We start from the raw sequence: 14,491 nt of genomic DNA on the forward strand, positions 1-14,491 counted from the left end.
ATCATGCAAGCTCGAAAGGACGGTGAAGCCGACGATATGAACGGTTCGAACGACAGGGAAGCTCTTCCGGAAGCCGTTCCGGAAACGTTAGCCGTAAGTGAGGAAAGCGTCGAGTATGAGCTGAAGAACTTGGGGCCGCAGGTGCATACCGTCAACACGCACCGGTGCGTATTCGGCCATGACGCCTCAGGCCGGCTGTTCGCGTACTCCGCCATGGTCGGGATACCGGCAATCCTGCTCGTCATTGACGTTGCCGAAGAGAAGCTGGTTGCCCGGATCCCGATTGAAGCGGACATGGGCGGCACGGTGCGCGAATGCACTATTGTCCGCGGCCTAGCGGCGCAGCCGGACGGAACGGTGTACATAGCGGGAACGCCAAGCCATCTATTCAAATACGTGCCCGGAAACCGGCATGTGGACTATGTCGGCAAGGTGCCGGGCCAGCAGGTATTTGACATGAAGAGCGGTCCGCAAGGAGTTCTCATCGGCGGAACCTACAGCAAGAGCGAAGCCTTCGAATTCTATACGGCAAACGGGGATACGGTATGTCTGGGATCCGTTTTGCCGGGTGAGTCTTACGCATACTCCGTCGCATACGACCGTGACCGCAATGACGCTTATTTCGGCATAGGCGCACATGCTCATCTCGTGAAATACGACCGCGATACGAAGCGGATGACGGAAATTGCTTTGCCGGAGCGGTTTCAAGGGAATCCTTTTGTATTTGACCTGACCGCTGCGGGCGGCAAGCTGTTTATCCGGTTGTCATCCGGTACGACGATTGCGATGGACCTCGACACGCAATTATTCGATGAGACGGAGGGATCGGTTACCTCGCGGTTCATGTCGCCGGAATCTCCTTCCGGGGAACGGATTTACTATACCTGCGATTCCCGATTAGGGTATTACGATATGAATTCCAGAGAGTATGTTGTATTGGATGTGCAGACCGGAGGGAATGCGAATGGGTTTACATTCTCCCGGCTGACGGATCCCGCCTACCCGGGCGACACGTTAATCGGGGTGACTCGGGAGGGGAGGCTGTTTAAGTATAACCCGTCAACGGGACATTCGAAGGTTGTCAACCTTGAGGTTGCCGGCGTTCCTACGGAGCTGCAGACCGTGAAGGCGACAAGCGGCGGTCACGTGTATACAAGCGGCTACTTGTCCGGCGGAATCGCGCTGCATGACCCGGAAGCCGGAATGACGAAGGAATTCACCAACGAAACGATGGGAGACGGGCAGCAGCTGCCGGGATCGCAAACCGACCGGATCTACGAATTCAACAAGAAGCTGTATTTCGTCAACTACACGGGAATGAACGTATACGAATACGATCCGAGCATTCCTTGGGACCGGCTGGACTCTGCCTCTCCCAACCCGAGGCTGCTTTTCACCGCATCGGATATCGGCTATCAGGACCGGGGGCTCGCGGGGATGATGTTACAGGACGGCAGACTCGTTATCGGCACCGTTCCGAAATACGGGCATTTGGGCGGCGCACTGGTCATATACGATCTGACATCCGACCGGCGGGAGGTTTACTGGAACATAGTGGAGCAGCAGAGCGTAACTGCTGTGGCGTACAAGAACGGGCTCATCTACGGAGGTTCTTGCGTTTGGGGAGGACTTGGCGTTCATCCCTCTGCCGAGGAAGCGAAGCTTTTCATATGGGATGCGGCCGCGAAGCAAAAAATATTCGAAATCACCCCGGTCCCGGGTACCCGGGCTATTACGGAGCTGATTGAGGGGCCGGACGGAAATCTGTGGGGCTCGGCCGAAGGCTGGTTGTTCATCTTCGATCCTGCGGCTCGTCAGGTAGTGTATACGAAGCAGCTTATGCCGCGCCGCTATTCCAGCACGGTATGGCGCGATACCCAGTTCGCAGTCGGCACGGACGGCAATGTGTATGGCGTTCAAGCGAACCTGTTTTTCGTTATTGATGCCAAGACCAAGGAGATGAAGGTCATCCGGAGCGGAGGCAAGCGGAACTGGTTGTCCCGGGACCGCTTCGGACACTTTTATTTAACCGAGGGGGCCGATTTGCTGAGGATTTCCATTCCAGGGCTTGTTCGAAAGCCAGATGAGAGTGCTCGTTAAGCTGCCGGAATATGGTGCTGTCCTATTACACTTTGCCGTTGCGATTATCAGGCAGCAGCCCGCATCCGCAGCGCAAGTAAAATCATGGAGAGGTGGAGTTTCTATGAGTACGAAAGTGATCAACGTCGGGATTATCGGGCAAGGGAGAAGCGGCCGCAATATTCACGGCAACCTGCTTGCCAAAATACCCGGTTATTACCGGATTGCGGCGGTGGCGGATTCGCTGCCGGAGCGGCAGGAGCTGGCCAAGGCGGAATACGGCTGCAGTGCCTACTCTTCCTGGGAGGAAATGGTAAGGAATGAGGAGCTGGATTTGGTCGTTAATGCATCGCCCAGTCATCAGCATTTTCCGATCACATTGGAGCTGCTGGAACAAGGCTTGAATGTGCTATGCGAGAAGCCGCTAGCCAAAACTGAGGCGGAGGTCGACCGGCTGATCGAAGCTTCGGAGCGCCGAGGCGCTTTGCTGGCTGTCTTTCAGCAATCCCGCTATATGCCGGCATTTGTGCAGATCCGCAAGGTGATCGAATCCGGCGTGCTGGGACGGATCGTGCAGGTTGACTTCACCAACAACGGCTTCACGCGCCGATGGGATTGGCAGACGCTGCAAAGCAATAATGGGGGCAATTTGATGAATACGGGCCCGCACCCGGTCGATCAGGCGCTGCAGCTGTTCGGCACCGATATCATGCCGCAAATTACGTGCATTATGGACCGGGCAAATACGTTCGGCGATGCGGAGGATTACGTCAAGTTGATCCTGAGGGGACAAGGTAGACCGACTATCGATCTCGAAATTTCCTCCTGCAGCGCGTTTCCCCGCGATACGTTCATTGTTCAAGGCACGAACGGAGGGCTTCGCGGCAGCGGCAGCAAGCTGGAGTGGAAATATTTCAAGCCGGAGGAGGCGCCGGAGCAGAAGCTGCAGCACGAGCCGTTGTTTGATGCGAAAGGGCTGCCCGCCTACTGCAAAGAGGAGCTTACCTGGCACACGGACCGTTGGGAGCTGGCGCTGCCGGAAGGCACAACCTTGTTCGAACATATGACGGAGCAGCTGTACATGATGCTGTACCGAACGATCGTTGACGGCGCTCCGCTTGAAATTACGCCTCAGCAGGTGCGTCATCAAATGGCCGTCATGGAGGAGTGCCGTCGTCAAAATCCGCATGTGTACGGCAAGTAACGATGGAATGACAGGAGGATACATCGGGAGGTGGAACGCATGATTTGGGACCGATTAGGCGTAATAACGGATGAAGTGTCTCAGCATTTGGGCGAAGCGCTGGACTGGGCCGCCGCCAACGGCTTGAAGCATGTCGAGATCCGCATGATCGGCGGCCGGAATGTGATGGAGCTTAGCGACGAAGAGGCAGACGGGGTGAGGCGCGAGACGGAGGCACGCGGGCTGTTCGTGTCGTGTCTGGCCTCGCCGGTGTTCAAGTGCAGCCTCGATCCGGCAAGACCGGCAGCTGCCGGCGATACGTTCGGACAAGAGGAGCAGAGCGTCCAAGCGCACTTCGCGAAGGGATCGCCAAGCGGCTCGGCACGCACCGAATCCGCATTTTCTCCTTCTGGCGGGAGGCGAAGCCAACCTTGCACCGGGCGGAGATTGTGAGCAAGCTTAAGGCGGCGGCCGAGGCTGCGGAGCGGGAGCAAATCGTGCTGCTGCTGGAAAATGAGCCTGCTTGCAACGGTGGCTATGCCGATGAGGTGGCCGGACTTGTCCGTGCGGTGGACAGCGTTTATATGAAGGTGCTGTGGGATCCGGGCAACGAAGTCTACGGAGGGCGTTTCGCCTACCCGGACGGCTATCGTGAGGTGAAGGATGTGCTTGACCAGGTCCACTTAAAGGATGCCGTAATCCGCGAAGGCGGTGCGCCGGGCTGTGTGCCGATCGGCAGGGGAAACGTTCCTATTAGCGAGCAGATCCGTGCTCTGGAAGCCGACGGCTACCAAGGGCTGTATACGCTGGAGACGCACTATATCCCCGAAGGGGGAACCGCCAAGGATGGCACGGCCATGACGCTGGAAGGCTTGAGAGCCGTGCTGAAATAAAGATGCTAAGGATGAATTATAAGGAGTGATATTCATTGCAATCTTCGTCATCCCGGCCAATATCGATTGGTCTGATAGGTCTGGATACATCGCATGTCGTTCATTTCGCCAAGCTGCTTAACGATCCCGGTCAGCCGTACCATGTTCCGGGAGGAGCGGTTACGGCCGCATTTCCGGGGGGATCGCCGGATTTTGAGCTGAGCCATACCCGGGTGGACGGCTATACCGCCCAATTGCGCGACGAGCTCGGCGTGCAAATTCTCGATTCGCCCGAGGCTGTGGCGGAAGCATGCGACGCCATTATGCTGGAGTCGGTGGACGGCCGCGTCCATCTGCAGCAGTTCCGTGCGGTCGCACCGTTCCGCAAGCCGGTCTTTATCGATAAGCCGTTGACCGTCCGTGCGGACGAGGCGCAGGAAATCGCCGCTATTGCGGAGGCGAACGGCATAACGGTAATGAGCAGCTCCGCATTGCGCTATGCGGAAGGGCTGCAGTCTGCTCTGGCCCATCAAGAGCAGGGCGAGATCATAGGTGCCGATACTTACGGCCCGATGGCTCTGCAGGAGACACAGCCCGGTTATTTCTGGTACGGCATCCATTCGATCGAAATGCTGTATGCGCTTCTCGGTCCGGGCTGTGCCGAGGTTACGGTCAAGTCCAACGAGGACCACGACATCATTACCGCGCTGTGGAAGGACGGCAGGCTCGGCACGGTGCGCGGCAACCGCAAGGGCAACAACAAGTTCGGAGCGGTCCTTCATCGCAGCAAAGGCTCGGAATTCATCGACGTTTACGCGAATCCGAAGCCTTATTACGCGAGCTTGCTGGAGCGGATCATCGGCATGTTTCAGACCGGCATTCCCGACGTCTCCATGGCGGAAACCCTGGAAATCATCCGGTTTATCGAAGCGGCTAACGCAAGCCGGGCCAACGGTGCAGCCGTTCGGGTGGAGAGGTAACCGAACAAGTACCGGTACCCGTACCTCCTGAACCCGTCTGACAAATCGCATAGAGTCGGCGTCCACTGACCCGGTGACTCCAAGCTGTTATAAGAATGCGTATTGAAACGCAACGCCTTTCACCCTGCTTGCTATGGCATTTGTTCCTGTTATGGAATTTATCTTTAAGGAGGGTTTTGAATGAAAAAGCAATGGCTTGCACTGGTCTCGACGGCAGCGCTGATGCTTACTGCCGCATGTAACGGCGGCGGAGGAGGAGGGGCCAAGGAGGGGACCGGCACTTCACCCGAGGAAGCCAAGACCAAGGTGGAGGACCGCAAGGCGGAAATTACGTTTTATCTAACATCCAACAACATTACGGAAGATACGTTCAATCAAAGATACGGCAACAAGATCCGGGAGAGGTTCCCGAATTATACGATTAAGTACATTATGCAAACGAACAGCCAGACGCTTCCCGGACTGATCACGGCAGGAAGCGTGGTCGACATCATTATTACCTCGGACGCTTTCACTCCTATCTTCATTACACCCTATAATCTTCAATACGATCTTACCGACCTGATTAAGCAGAACAAAACGGATTTAACGCAATTCGAGCCATCAACCATCGAGCTGCAGCGCGCAATAGCGAACGGAGGCATCTGGGGGCTTCCGTTCGGCATCAATTCCGCGAGCTTGATGTATAATCGCGATATTTTCGATAAATTTGGGGTCCCTTACCCAAAAGCCGGCATGACCTGGGACCAGGTCTATGAGCTGGCCCGGACAATGACGCGCAGCGAAGGCGGGGTGCAATACAAAGGCCTCGTTATGTCCTTTCAGCATCTCTTGTATATGAACCAGCATTCCGCCGCCAATGTGGACGCCAAGACGAATAAAGTTGCCATGACAGACGAAAATTTCAGGAAAGCGTTCTTGAATTTGGCCCGTTTTTACCAGATTCCCGGCAATGAGCTTCCGGACAACAAGTACGCTCTCGCTTCACAAACGGATGCTTGGGGCAAGACGAAAACGGCGGCGATGTATGCTTCTTTGAGCGGCGCCCCGGCCGAGGACTCCGGGCTGAACTGGGACGTCGTGCCTCTCCCGTATTTAACCGAAAAGCCGGGGGTAGGTCCTCAGGCCACTACGCAATACGCTTATTTGACCAGCTTGAGCAAGGATAAGGAAGCGGCGTTTAAGGTCATTGAATATTTGGCGGCGCCCGAATATCAGAAGTGGAAGCTGGAGAACGGCATGGGCTTCTCCGCATTGAAGGATCCGTCGCTGAACGGCAGCTACGGCAAAGGCAACCCGTTCCTGGAAAGCCGGAATACGAAAGCGTTCCTCCCGGAGAAGTATGCACCGGCGACGATCAAGTCCAAGCAGCAAAGCGCAGCGGATAAAGAAAATTATGCGGCACTCGAGGCTTATCTGACCGGGACTGATGTCAATACGGCTCTGCGCGAGGCGGCGGAGCGGCTGCAAAAGATCATTGACACCGATTCAAAGTAACCAGCTGAGCATCTATTTGGCCGGAAGACCATCCTGATAGGGAGGTTACATAATGAAAATCTATGTAAGCGTAGATATGGAAGGGATCGCCGGGATTGCGCTGCCTGAGCAGCTGAAGCGGGGGGACTACTTTTATCAGGAGAGCCGTCAGCTGCTGACCCGGGAAACGAACGCGGTCGTCGAAGCGCTGCTCGAAGCCGGCGCGACGGAGATTATCGTGAAGGACGCGCACGCATCCGGCTTCAACTTCGTACCGGATCTGCTCCACCCGGGAGCAACCTATTGTATGGGGGCCACAAGGCTGTCCGAACGGTTCCCGGGCCTGGACTCCACGTTCGACGGAGCCTTCCTGATCGGCTACCACGGCATGGCCGGGACGGAGAGAGCGGTCCGCGACCATACTTTTTCATCCGCGTCGTATCAGTACTTGAAGCTGAACGGCAAGCTTGTCGGCGAAATCGCGATAGATGCGCACTTGTTCGGGCGTCACGGAGTCCCTGTCCTTCTCGTTACAGGCGATGACGCGACATGCCGTGAGGCGGAGGCGACGCTCGATGGCGTGGCCGTATATGAAACGAAGCGCGCGGTCGGCCGGCACGCTGCCTTGATGAAAGCGCCGCAGCAGGTTCGGCAGGAGCTGCGAGAAGCCGTTCAAAAGGCCATTTTGCAGCAGGACCGCTGCAAGCCTTATGTTATTGAAGGGCCGTACGAGCTCGTTGTACGGTATGCCAGCACGGATATTGCCGAGCGCAAAGGCGGCGACGGGGACCGTTCGGTGAAGCTGAATGGATACGAGGTGCTGTTTCAAGACGACGATTTGATCCGCGTTCTCGGCCGGGGCATGTAAGGTCAAGGAGAGGACGGAAATTCATTATTGTGCAGTGATCCTATAAGAGATGAGGGAATACGCGCATGAGTGTACGACAGTGGAAGGTTTGGATACGTTTAATGCTGGTTTCGGTTCTTCTCTCAGCGGTCGTATGGCCAGGTACCATGACGGCAAGCACTCTGAATCAGAGTGCGACGGGGAATCTTTTGATCAATCCGGGTTTTGAAGCGCCTGGCGACGAGAGCGAGCCTATCCCCGGCTGGAAGCTATACCGGAGCAATCCGGGGATCCGAGCGGAGGTGACCGGCACTCTGAGCGCGGAGGGAGCGAACAGCCTCATCGTGACGGACGATTCGACTCAAAGCGCCGCAGTTACCTATAGCGATCCGATCGATGTAGCCCCCGGCAATATCTTAAAATTGCGGTTCAAGGCGACGAATACGACGGGAACCGTGTATGTGGGCATCCGCACGTACAAAAATGCGGGAGACGATGTTGTCAGCGGCTCACTCAGCAACAAATATGTGACCTTAACGCCATCGGCTGCATGGAGCGAGTTTACCGTCGAAGCCAATGCGCCTGCAGGGGCGGCTTACGCCAAAGTGCTCATTTACACCCAAAATGCAGCGAAAGGATCGACGGTCGTGGACGATCTGAACTTCAGTATCGAGCAGGTAGTGACCATTCCTTACGAGCTGACCAATCTGGGGCCGTTCGTACATAATATCAACATTTCCCGAGCGATCTTCCATACGGAACCGTCGGGCAGAACGATAGCTTACGCCACGCTGTCAGGCATCCCGGCCAAGCTGCTGGTCATCGATGTCGATTCGGGATCCGTGCTGAAGCAAATCGCCGTGGAGGACAAAATCGGGAGCACAACCTATACGGGCGAGCATCTGAGAGGACTTGCCGTTCAACCTGACGGTACCGTTTACATGGCAGGTACGCCGACGAATTTGTTTAAATACATACCGGGTGAAGACGAAGTGCATTTTGTGAAAAAATTGCCCGGCTCCTCCGTGTTCGATTTGAAAAACGGCCCGGAAGGGGTGCTTATAGGCGGCTCCTATAACAAAAACGAGTTTTTCGAGTTTCATATCCCGACAGGCGTAGTGACCAACCTGGGCGGGGCGACGCCCGAGGAATTTTACGCTTATTCCGTAGCTTACGACGGTCTGAGGAACGATACATATATCGGGATCGGCTCTCATGCCCATTTGATCCGGTACGACAGGGATACCGGCCAGAAAACGGAAATTCAGCTTCCCGCCAAATATGCTTCAGCTCAGTTTGTTTGGGATATGAGCGTCGTTGAGGATAAGCTGTTCATGAGGCTGTCTCCGGGAGCGACGGTCGCCATGGATTTGCAGACCGGCCAATTCGATGAGAGCGATGCCGCGATCACCTCACGATTGATTTCGCCGAAGTCTCCCGACGAGAACAAGGTTTATTTTACCGCCTCCTCCGATCTCGGCTATTACGATTTCGGGACGAAACAGTATACGCTGCTTCCTATCGATACGCTGATCGACGCTAACGGCCTTGCGTTCGCCCGGCTGAGCGATCCGCAGTTTCCCGGCAATTCGCTCGTCGGCATCATGGAAGGCAGACTGTTCAAGTACAATCCGCAGACGGGGAAAATCAAAAACGAGCTGCTTCCTATCGACGGAGAACCGAGCGGACTGCATACCGCAGCCAAAGCGAACGATGGCGTTATCCATACGAGCGCTTTTTTATCGGGCGGGAACGCCATGTATGATCCTGTGACCGGAAACCGGCAAGAGTACTCCAGGCAGACGGTAGGAGTCGAGCAGACGGTACCCGGCACGCAAACCGACCGGATCTACAGCTATAAGGACAAAATTTATTACGTCGCCTATACCGGCATGAGGGTGTACGAGTACGATCAGTCGCTGCCTTGGAACCGTCAGGATCCGAATCATCCGAATCCGAAATATATATTTACCGCCTCGGATGTCGGGAATCAGGACCGCGGATTGGCAGGCGTCATTATGCCGGAGGAAGGAAAGCTCGTTATTGGAACGATCCCGAAATACGGCTTCCTTGGCGGGGCGCTTGTCATCTACGATCTCGAGACGCGGGAGCGGGAAGTGTACTGGAATGTGATCAACCAGCAGAGCGTCACGGCTGTAACCTATAAGGACGGTTTGATTTACGGCGGCTCGAACGTATGGGGAGGTCTCGGAATCAACCCTACGGAGACGGAAGCCAAGCTGTTTATTTGGGATGTCGAGAAGAAGGAAAAGGTGTTCGAAACGGTACCGGTGCCGGGCAAAAAAGGGATTACCGAGCTGATTGTCGGACCGGACGGCATGATTTGGGGATCGGCGGAAGGCGACTTGTTCATCTTCGATCCGGTAACGAGACAGGTCGTTCACAGGCAAAATTTGGTCTCACGCTCGTACAGTAGCGCGGCAGTTTGGCGCGATGCCCAATTTGAAATCGGCACCGACGGCAATGTGTACGGCGTGCAGGCCAGCCAGTTTTTCGTTATCGATGGAGTAACGAAGCAGAAGCAGGTCATCCGCAATGCCGGCAAAAACAACCGGCTGGCTCAGGACGACTTCGGTCATTTTTACTTGACCGAGGATGCGGATTTGCTCAAGGTTACCATCCCGGGATTGATCGCCCGGCCGATCGGGGCTCAGCTGGACGTCTCGGCAGCCAGCCTGACGCGCAATCAAACGGCGGATGCGGCTGTAACCGGGCTGCTGGATAAAGGGCGCACGATCCCGAAGCTCGAACGCAGAGATCCCCAATATTTCAGCGATAACCCCGATGTAGTGAGCTTCGAGAACGGCAAGCTGACCGCGAAAAATCCCGGTACGGCACAAGTGTGGTCGAAGGTAGTGATGGATGGAATTTCCGTCGAAACAAACCGGGTCACGATGAGTGTAACGTCCAGCGTATACACGCTGGAGAATGAGTTGACTGCATTCGTTCAGGCAGGAGAGCTTCAGCAGCCTCTGGCCAGCCAGCTTACGAATTCGTTGAAGCAATCGAAGCATTTTCTGGATAAAGCCGAGCAGGATAAAGCCGCCAAGCATCTGGAGGATTTCCTGAAGCATATGGAAAAACCGGCCATGGCGGATCAGGCTGCTCCCTCGTCGCGGGAAATTCTTGCAGCCGATGCCCGGTGGCTCATCGCGGCATGGCGAATGAAGTGACGAATGGGGAAAATGAAATATGCTCTTAAGATGGAGCTGACTCCTTGAAATATAGGGTCAGCTTTCTCTTTTTTGGCAAAACCGCCGTGAAAACTTGATTCGTTCCAGCCTTTTCCTTATGATAAAGTGACGAATGATTTATAGATAGATATCCTTCACCGGATGATCCAAACAGGAGACAACATGCTGCAAAAGAAGATCAAACAACCGTCGGCGGTACAAACCATCGTTATCGCTTATTTCATTATTATTTTCGTCGTTACCGTATTGCTGCTATTGCCCATCAGTCTCGAGAAAGGGGTGAAGCTGTCTTTTACCGACGCCTTGTTCATTTCCGCAAGTGCCGTGAGCGTGACCGGTCTTACAACCATCAGTACCGCGGAGACGTTCAGCGGTTTCGGCACCGTCGTGCTCATGATCGCCTTCCAGCTGGGCGGCATAGGGGTAATGACCATGGGCAGCTTCTACTGGATTTTGTTCGGCAAACCGATCGGACTGTCCCAGCGGAAAATGATGATGATCGATCAGAACCGGTATCAATTGTCGGGAATGGTCCAGCTGATGAAGCTTATCATCGGGATGACGCTGCTGTTCGAGGGAGTCGGCGCCCTGCTGTTCGGGCTCTATTTTTACTTTACCGGCTACTTTGACTCGCTGTATACCGCCATGTACCACGGATTGTTTCATTCCGTCTCGTCCTATACGAATGCAGGCTTCGACCTGTTCGGCAACTCGCTTATCGATTTCTCCGGCGATGTGTTCGTGCAGGGCTTGACCATGATCCTCATCGTGCTCGGAGCGATCGGTTTTCCGGTCATTGCGGAAATTCGCGAATATCTTTTCGGCGGCCACAAGCGGTTTCGGTTCACGCTGTATACCAAGATCACGACAACCACGTTTGCGATTCTGCTTTTTGCCGGAGCGGCGGGCATATGGATTACGGAGGGCTCGCATTATTTTGCCGGCATGCCATGGTACGAGCAAGGCATGAATTCGCTGTTCATGTCGGTGACATCGCGAAGCGCAGGGCTGTCGACATTGAATCCTGCGGATATGACGGATGCCAGCCAGCTGCTAATCTCGCTGCTCATGTTTATCGGGGCCAGTCCTTCCAGCATGGGCGGAGGGGTGCGGACGACCACGGTAGCGATTATCGTGCTGATGATCATTACCTTTATGCGCGGCAGAATGGAGATCCAGGCGTTCGGGCGCTCGGTGCGCAATGAGGATATGATGAAAAGCTTTATATTCTTCATTACCGGCCTAATTCTCGTCACAGGCGGAATCTTCGTCGTTCTGTTGGCGGAATCCCACCGGTTCAGCCTGACGGCTGTTATATTCGAAATTTGCTCGGCGTTCGGCACGTGCGGCTTATCTACAGGCATCACGGCAGACTTATCGATAGTGAGCAAAATCACGCTAATTGTTCTCATGTATATAGGAAGGATCGGGATGACACTGTTCTTAACGGCGTTTTCTTCGGGGAAAGCGAAGGCGGATCTGCATTATCCGGAGGAGAAGCTGATTATCGGGTAAACGGGGGGATGCAAGGCATCGGGGATGTGGAGACGACGTCGATCTTTACACCTCCTGCCTCGCATCTTTTTCTTGTTGTTTGGATTTGAACTGCAGCAGGAGAAGAAGCACGTCCAGTTCCTGACTAAGGGCAATCACTTCTTGATCGCAAAAATTTTGTTTCATGTTCACGAGCTCAACGAGTCTCGCCCTAAGCACTTCCACTTGTTCTGCCAAGTCCATGATCAATAAATCCCCTAACCTTCAAAAATCTTACATCTATTCTAACATGCTTTTGAGCCTTTTGGGAAATTCTTCACCTATTTATAGAAAAATTATAGTTGTTTGGGAATGATTCGTTGCAAAGTATACCTGTTTCTATGGTGTTGTACAAGAGGGAGGCAGCCAATGAGAAACGAAATCAACGATTATCTTCGTGCTTATGAGCAAATGAATGCTTTCAGCGGTACGGTTCTGGTAGCCCGTGATGGCAATATCGTCTTACATGAAGGGTATGGTATGGCCAATCACGAGCATGAGGTGGAGAACGACGTGAACACCGTATTCCGCATAGCCTCGATCAGCAAAATGATTACGGCGGCAGCGATTCTGCTGCTCCACGAGCGCGGTGCACTGGATATAGATAAGCCTGTCGGATCTTATTTGCCTGAATTCCCTGTTGACGGCAGGATGACCATACATCATTTGTTAACCCATTCATCAGGCCTGCCTAATCCTGTAGGACTTAATACTAAAGCAAATATGAAGCTGGAGCAGGTGATTCGAAAGTTCATGGACAACCCTCTTGAATTTATCCCGGGAGAGAGGTTTCGCTATGCAAATTCCGGGTATATCCTGCTCACCTATTTGATCGAAGAGGTATCCGGACTAAAATACGGTGAATTTTTGGATAGGTATATATTCGAACCGCTGGGAATGAACCGTTCCGGATACGAAACGGATCGGCGGATTGTTAAGCATAAAGCATCCGGGTATTCGGCATATGAAAACAGCATGGTTAATGGGGAGTTCATGGATATGTCGACTCAAGCCGGTGCAGCGGGCCTGTACTCTTCCGCCTATGATCTGTATGTGTGGGATCAAGCGCTGTATTCCGACCGGCTTCTAAGCCGGGAAAGCCGAATGCGCATGTTTACACCGTATCTGCATAACTACGGCTATGGGTGGCATATCGATCAGCAGGTTATTGGAGGAACTGCAAGAGATCGCATGCATCATGGCGGGCTTGGCGAGGGCTACTGTACCCGGATCACACGGTTTCCACGGGAGCGGGTATGCGTCGTGACGTTAAGCAATTTCCTTTTATCACCACTTGAAAGGATAAATCGGGACTTGGCATCTATCATGCTGGGAGAGCCGGTGAGCCAGCCCGTCCATCCTCAACTGTCGGATACGAAGCAACGGATGGATTACAGTTCATTTGCCGGGCTATATGAAGCGTTCATGCCCGTTCCGGTTGCGGTGGAAGCGGGGCGGCTATTTATTACGATATTCGGATTTAAGTTGGAGCTATTCCTGGTATCCGAAACTCCGGATCAAGCCGATTTTCATGCTGGAGCGGTTTATGTCCGCGTTTCTTTCCACAAAAACGGATCGGACAAAGTGACCGGAGCTACCGTTTATTGGCTTGGAGAAGACGGATATGAGGCGAGAAAGAGTGGCTAAATACCGTGTAGCGGAATGAAGGATAAGGGAGGGTATGACCACTGCATGCATGTTGGATTGATACCTGTGATGCTTGGTGCTTATGCAGTAGTCAGGACTTTACAACCGGCACTGGACCGCATTCCATCGTCTTGCAAATTCTGTTTCCTCAGGAACGATGCAGGCTTGCTTAACCCCGTTTAACGCAAAATTCATTCGGATTCGGTACGTTTCTTGATTTCCGTTCGTTTGAAAAGTCACATCCGCCATTCCGTCCATCCGTTCCCGGTCGTAAGGAACTTTCAGGTTTGAATACTGTACAACGGAAAAATCCTGCTCCTGCAGCGTTTCCATCCAATCGATCCACTCGGTCTGATCGGCCTTGTCGCGGTTCGTCGATGCTGCCGTGCTGGTGAAATCGTTTTGTTGCAGACTGGTCATATACCGTTCGGCATGGTGTTGATGGACGGGAATCAGTACCCAGCCAAGGACACGGATAGGGTCCAGGATGAATAGGAACAGAAGGAACAGTATTGAAGCGACTGTGAAAAAGAGAGTGTAAGTAACGGGGCGCTGCCGGGTCATATAGAATCCCTCCGCTAAACGATAGAATTGATTACTTAAGGATAGACGCCGGCAAATGGAAAATGTTTCTATTTAACAAAAAATCCCCCGTTCCT

The 14,491-nt window shown here is 53.9% G+C and carries 12 protein-coding genes; 10 read left to right on the forward strand and 2 right to left on the reverse strand.

Features of this window, described 5'->3' with window-relative positions; all coding sequences use genetic code 11:
• Nucleotides 1-3: 3 nt before the first annotated feature.
• The 9 genes from DVH26_RS06135 to DVH26_RS06175 all read left to right on the forward strand — a co-directional run bounded on the left by DVH26_RS06135 (nucleotide 4) and on the right by DVH26_RS06175 (nucleotide 12,167).
• Nucleotides 4-2,100 carry a ligand-binding sensor domain-containing protein gene (locus tag DVH26_RS06135; protein WP_239632261.1) on the forward strand — a complete coding sequence of 699 codons (2,097 nt, stop codon included), beginning with the start codon at nucleotides 4-6 and terminating at the stop codon, nucleotides 2,098-2,100.
• A gap of 103 nt (nucleotides 2,101-2,203) precedes the next feature.
• Nucleotides 2,204-3,283, forward strand: a complete 1,080-nt coding sequence (locus DVH26_RS06140) for a Gfo/Idh/MocA family protein (RefSeq protein WP_239632264.1) — start codon at nucleotides 2,204-2,206, stop codon at nucleotides 3,281-3,283.
• 39 nt (nucleotides 3,284-3,322) lie between these two features.
• Nucleotides 3,323-3,715 (forward strand): hypothetical protein, encoded by a 393-nt coding sequence (locus tag DVH26_RS06145; protein WP_239632266.1) that lies wholly within the window; start codon nucleotides 3,323-3,325, stop codon nucleotides 3,713-3,715.
• A complete protein-coding gene (locus tag DVH26_RS06150; RefSeq protein ID WP_239635293.1) occupies nucleotides 3,661-4,155 on the forward strand; it encodes a sugar phosphate isomerase/epimerase family protein in 495 nt (164 codons plus the stop codon). The genes DVH26_RS06145 and DVH26_RS06150 overlap by 55 nt, the downstream gene beginning before the upstream one ends.
• A gap of 35 nt (nucleotides 4,156-4,190) precedes the next feature.
• Nucleotides 4,191-5,114 (forward strand): Gfo/Idh/MocA family oxidoreductase, encoded by a 924-nt coding sequence (locus tag DVH26_RS06155; RefSeq protein ID WP_239632269.1) that lies wholly within the window; start codon nucleotides 4,191-4,193, stop codon nucleotides 5,112-5,114.
• A gap of 180 nt (nucleotides 5,115-5,294) precedes the next feature.
• Entirely contained in the window at nucleotides 5,295-6,611 is a 1,317-nt protein-coding gene (locus DVH26_RS06160) for an ABC transporter substrate-binding protein (protein ID WP_239632271.1), read from the forward strand.
• 52 nt (nucleotides 6,612-6,663) lie between these two features.
• Nucleotides 6,664-7,458, forward strand: coding sequence for a M55 family metallopeptidase (locus DVH26_RS06165; RefSeq protein WP_239632273.1), 795 nt, complete (start codon nucleotides 6,664-6,666; stop codon nucleotides 7,456-7,458).
• Nucleotides 7,459-7,523: 65 nt separating this feature from the next.
• Entirely contained in the window at nucleotides 7,524-10,631 is a 3,108-nt protein-coding gene (locus DVH26_RS06170) for an FIMAH domain-containing protein (RefSeq protein WP_239632282.1), read from the forward strand.
• 183 nt (nucleotides 10,632-10,814) lie between these two features.
• The gene (locus tag DVH26_RS06175; protein WP_239632284.1) at nucleotides 10,815-12,167 is read left to right on the forward strand and encodes a TrkH family potassium uptake protein; all 1,353 of its coding nucleotides are present in this window, start codon (nucleotides 10,815-10,817) and stop codon (nucleotides 12,165-12,167) included.
• Nucleotides 12,168-12,212: 45 nt separating this feature from the next.
• Here the strand turns inward: DVH26_RS06175 and DVH26_RS06180 are convergent, their stop codons facing one another.
• Entirely contained in the window at nucleotides 12,213-12,389 is a 177-nt protein-coding gene (locus tag DVH26_RS06180; protein WP_239632287.1) for an aspartyl-phosphate phosphatase Spo0E family protein, read from the reverse strand.
• Nucleotides 12,390-12,554: 165 nt separating this feature from the next.
• Between DVH26_RS06180 and DVH26_RS06185 the strand changes: the two genes are divergently transcribed.
• Nucleotides 12,555-13,832, forward strand: a complete 1,278-nt coding sequence (locus tag DVH26_RS06185; RefSeq protein ID WP_239632289.1) for a serine hydrolase domain-containing protein — start codon at nucleotides 12,555-12,557, stop codon at nucleotides 13,830-13,832.
• Nucleotides 13,833-13,931: 99 nt separating this feature from the next.
• Here the strand turns inward: DVH26_RS06185 and DVH26_RS06190 are convergent, their stop codons facing one another.
• Nucleotides 13,932-14,396 (reverse strand): hypothetical protein, encoded by a 465-nt coding sequence (locus DVH26_RS06190; protein ID WP_239632291.1) that lies wholly within the window; start codon nucleotides 14,394-14,396, stop codon nucleotides 13,932-13,934.
• Between the last annotated feature and the right edge of the window lie 95 nt (nucleotides 14,397-14,491).

The sequence above is a fragment of the Paenibacillus sp. H1-7 genome (assembly GCF_022354825.1).
Classification (GTDB): Bacteria; Bacillota; Bacilli; order Paenibacillales; family NBRC-103111; genus Paenibacillus_S.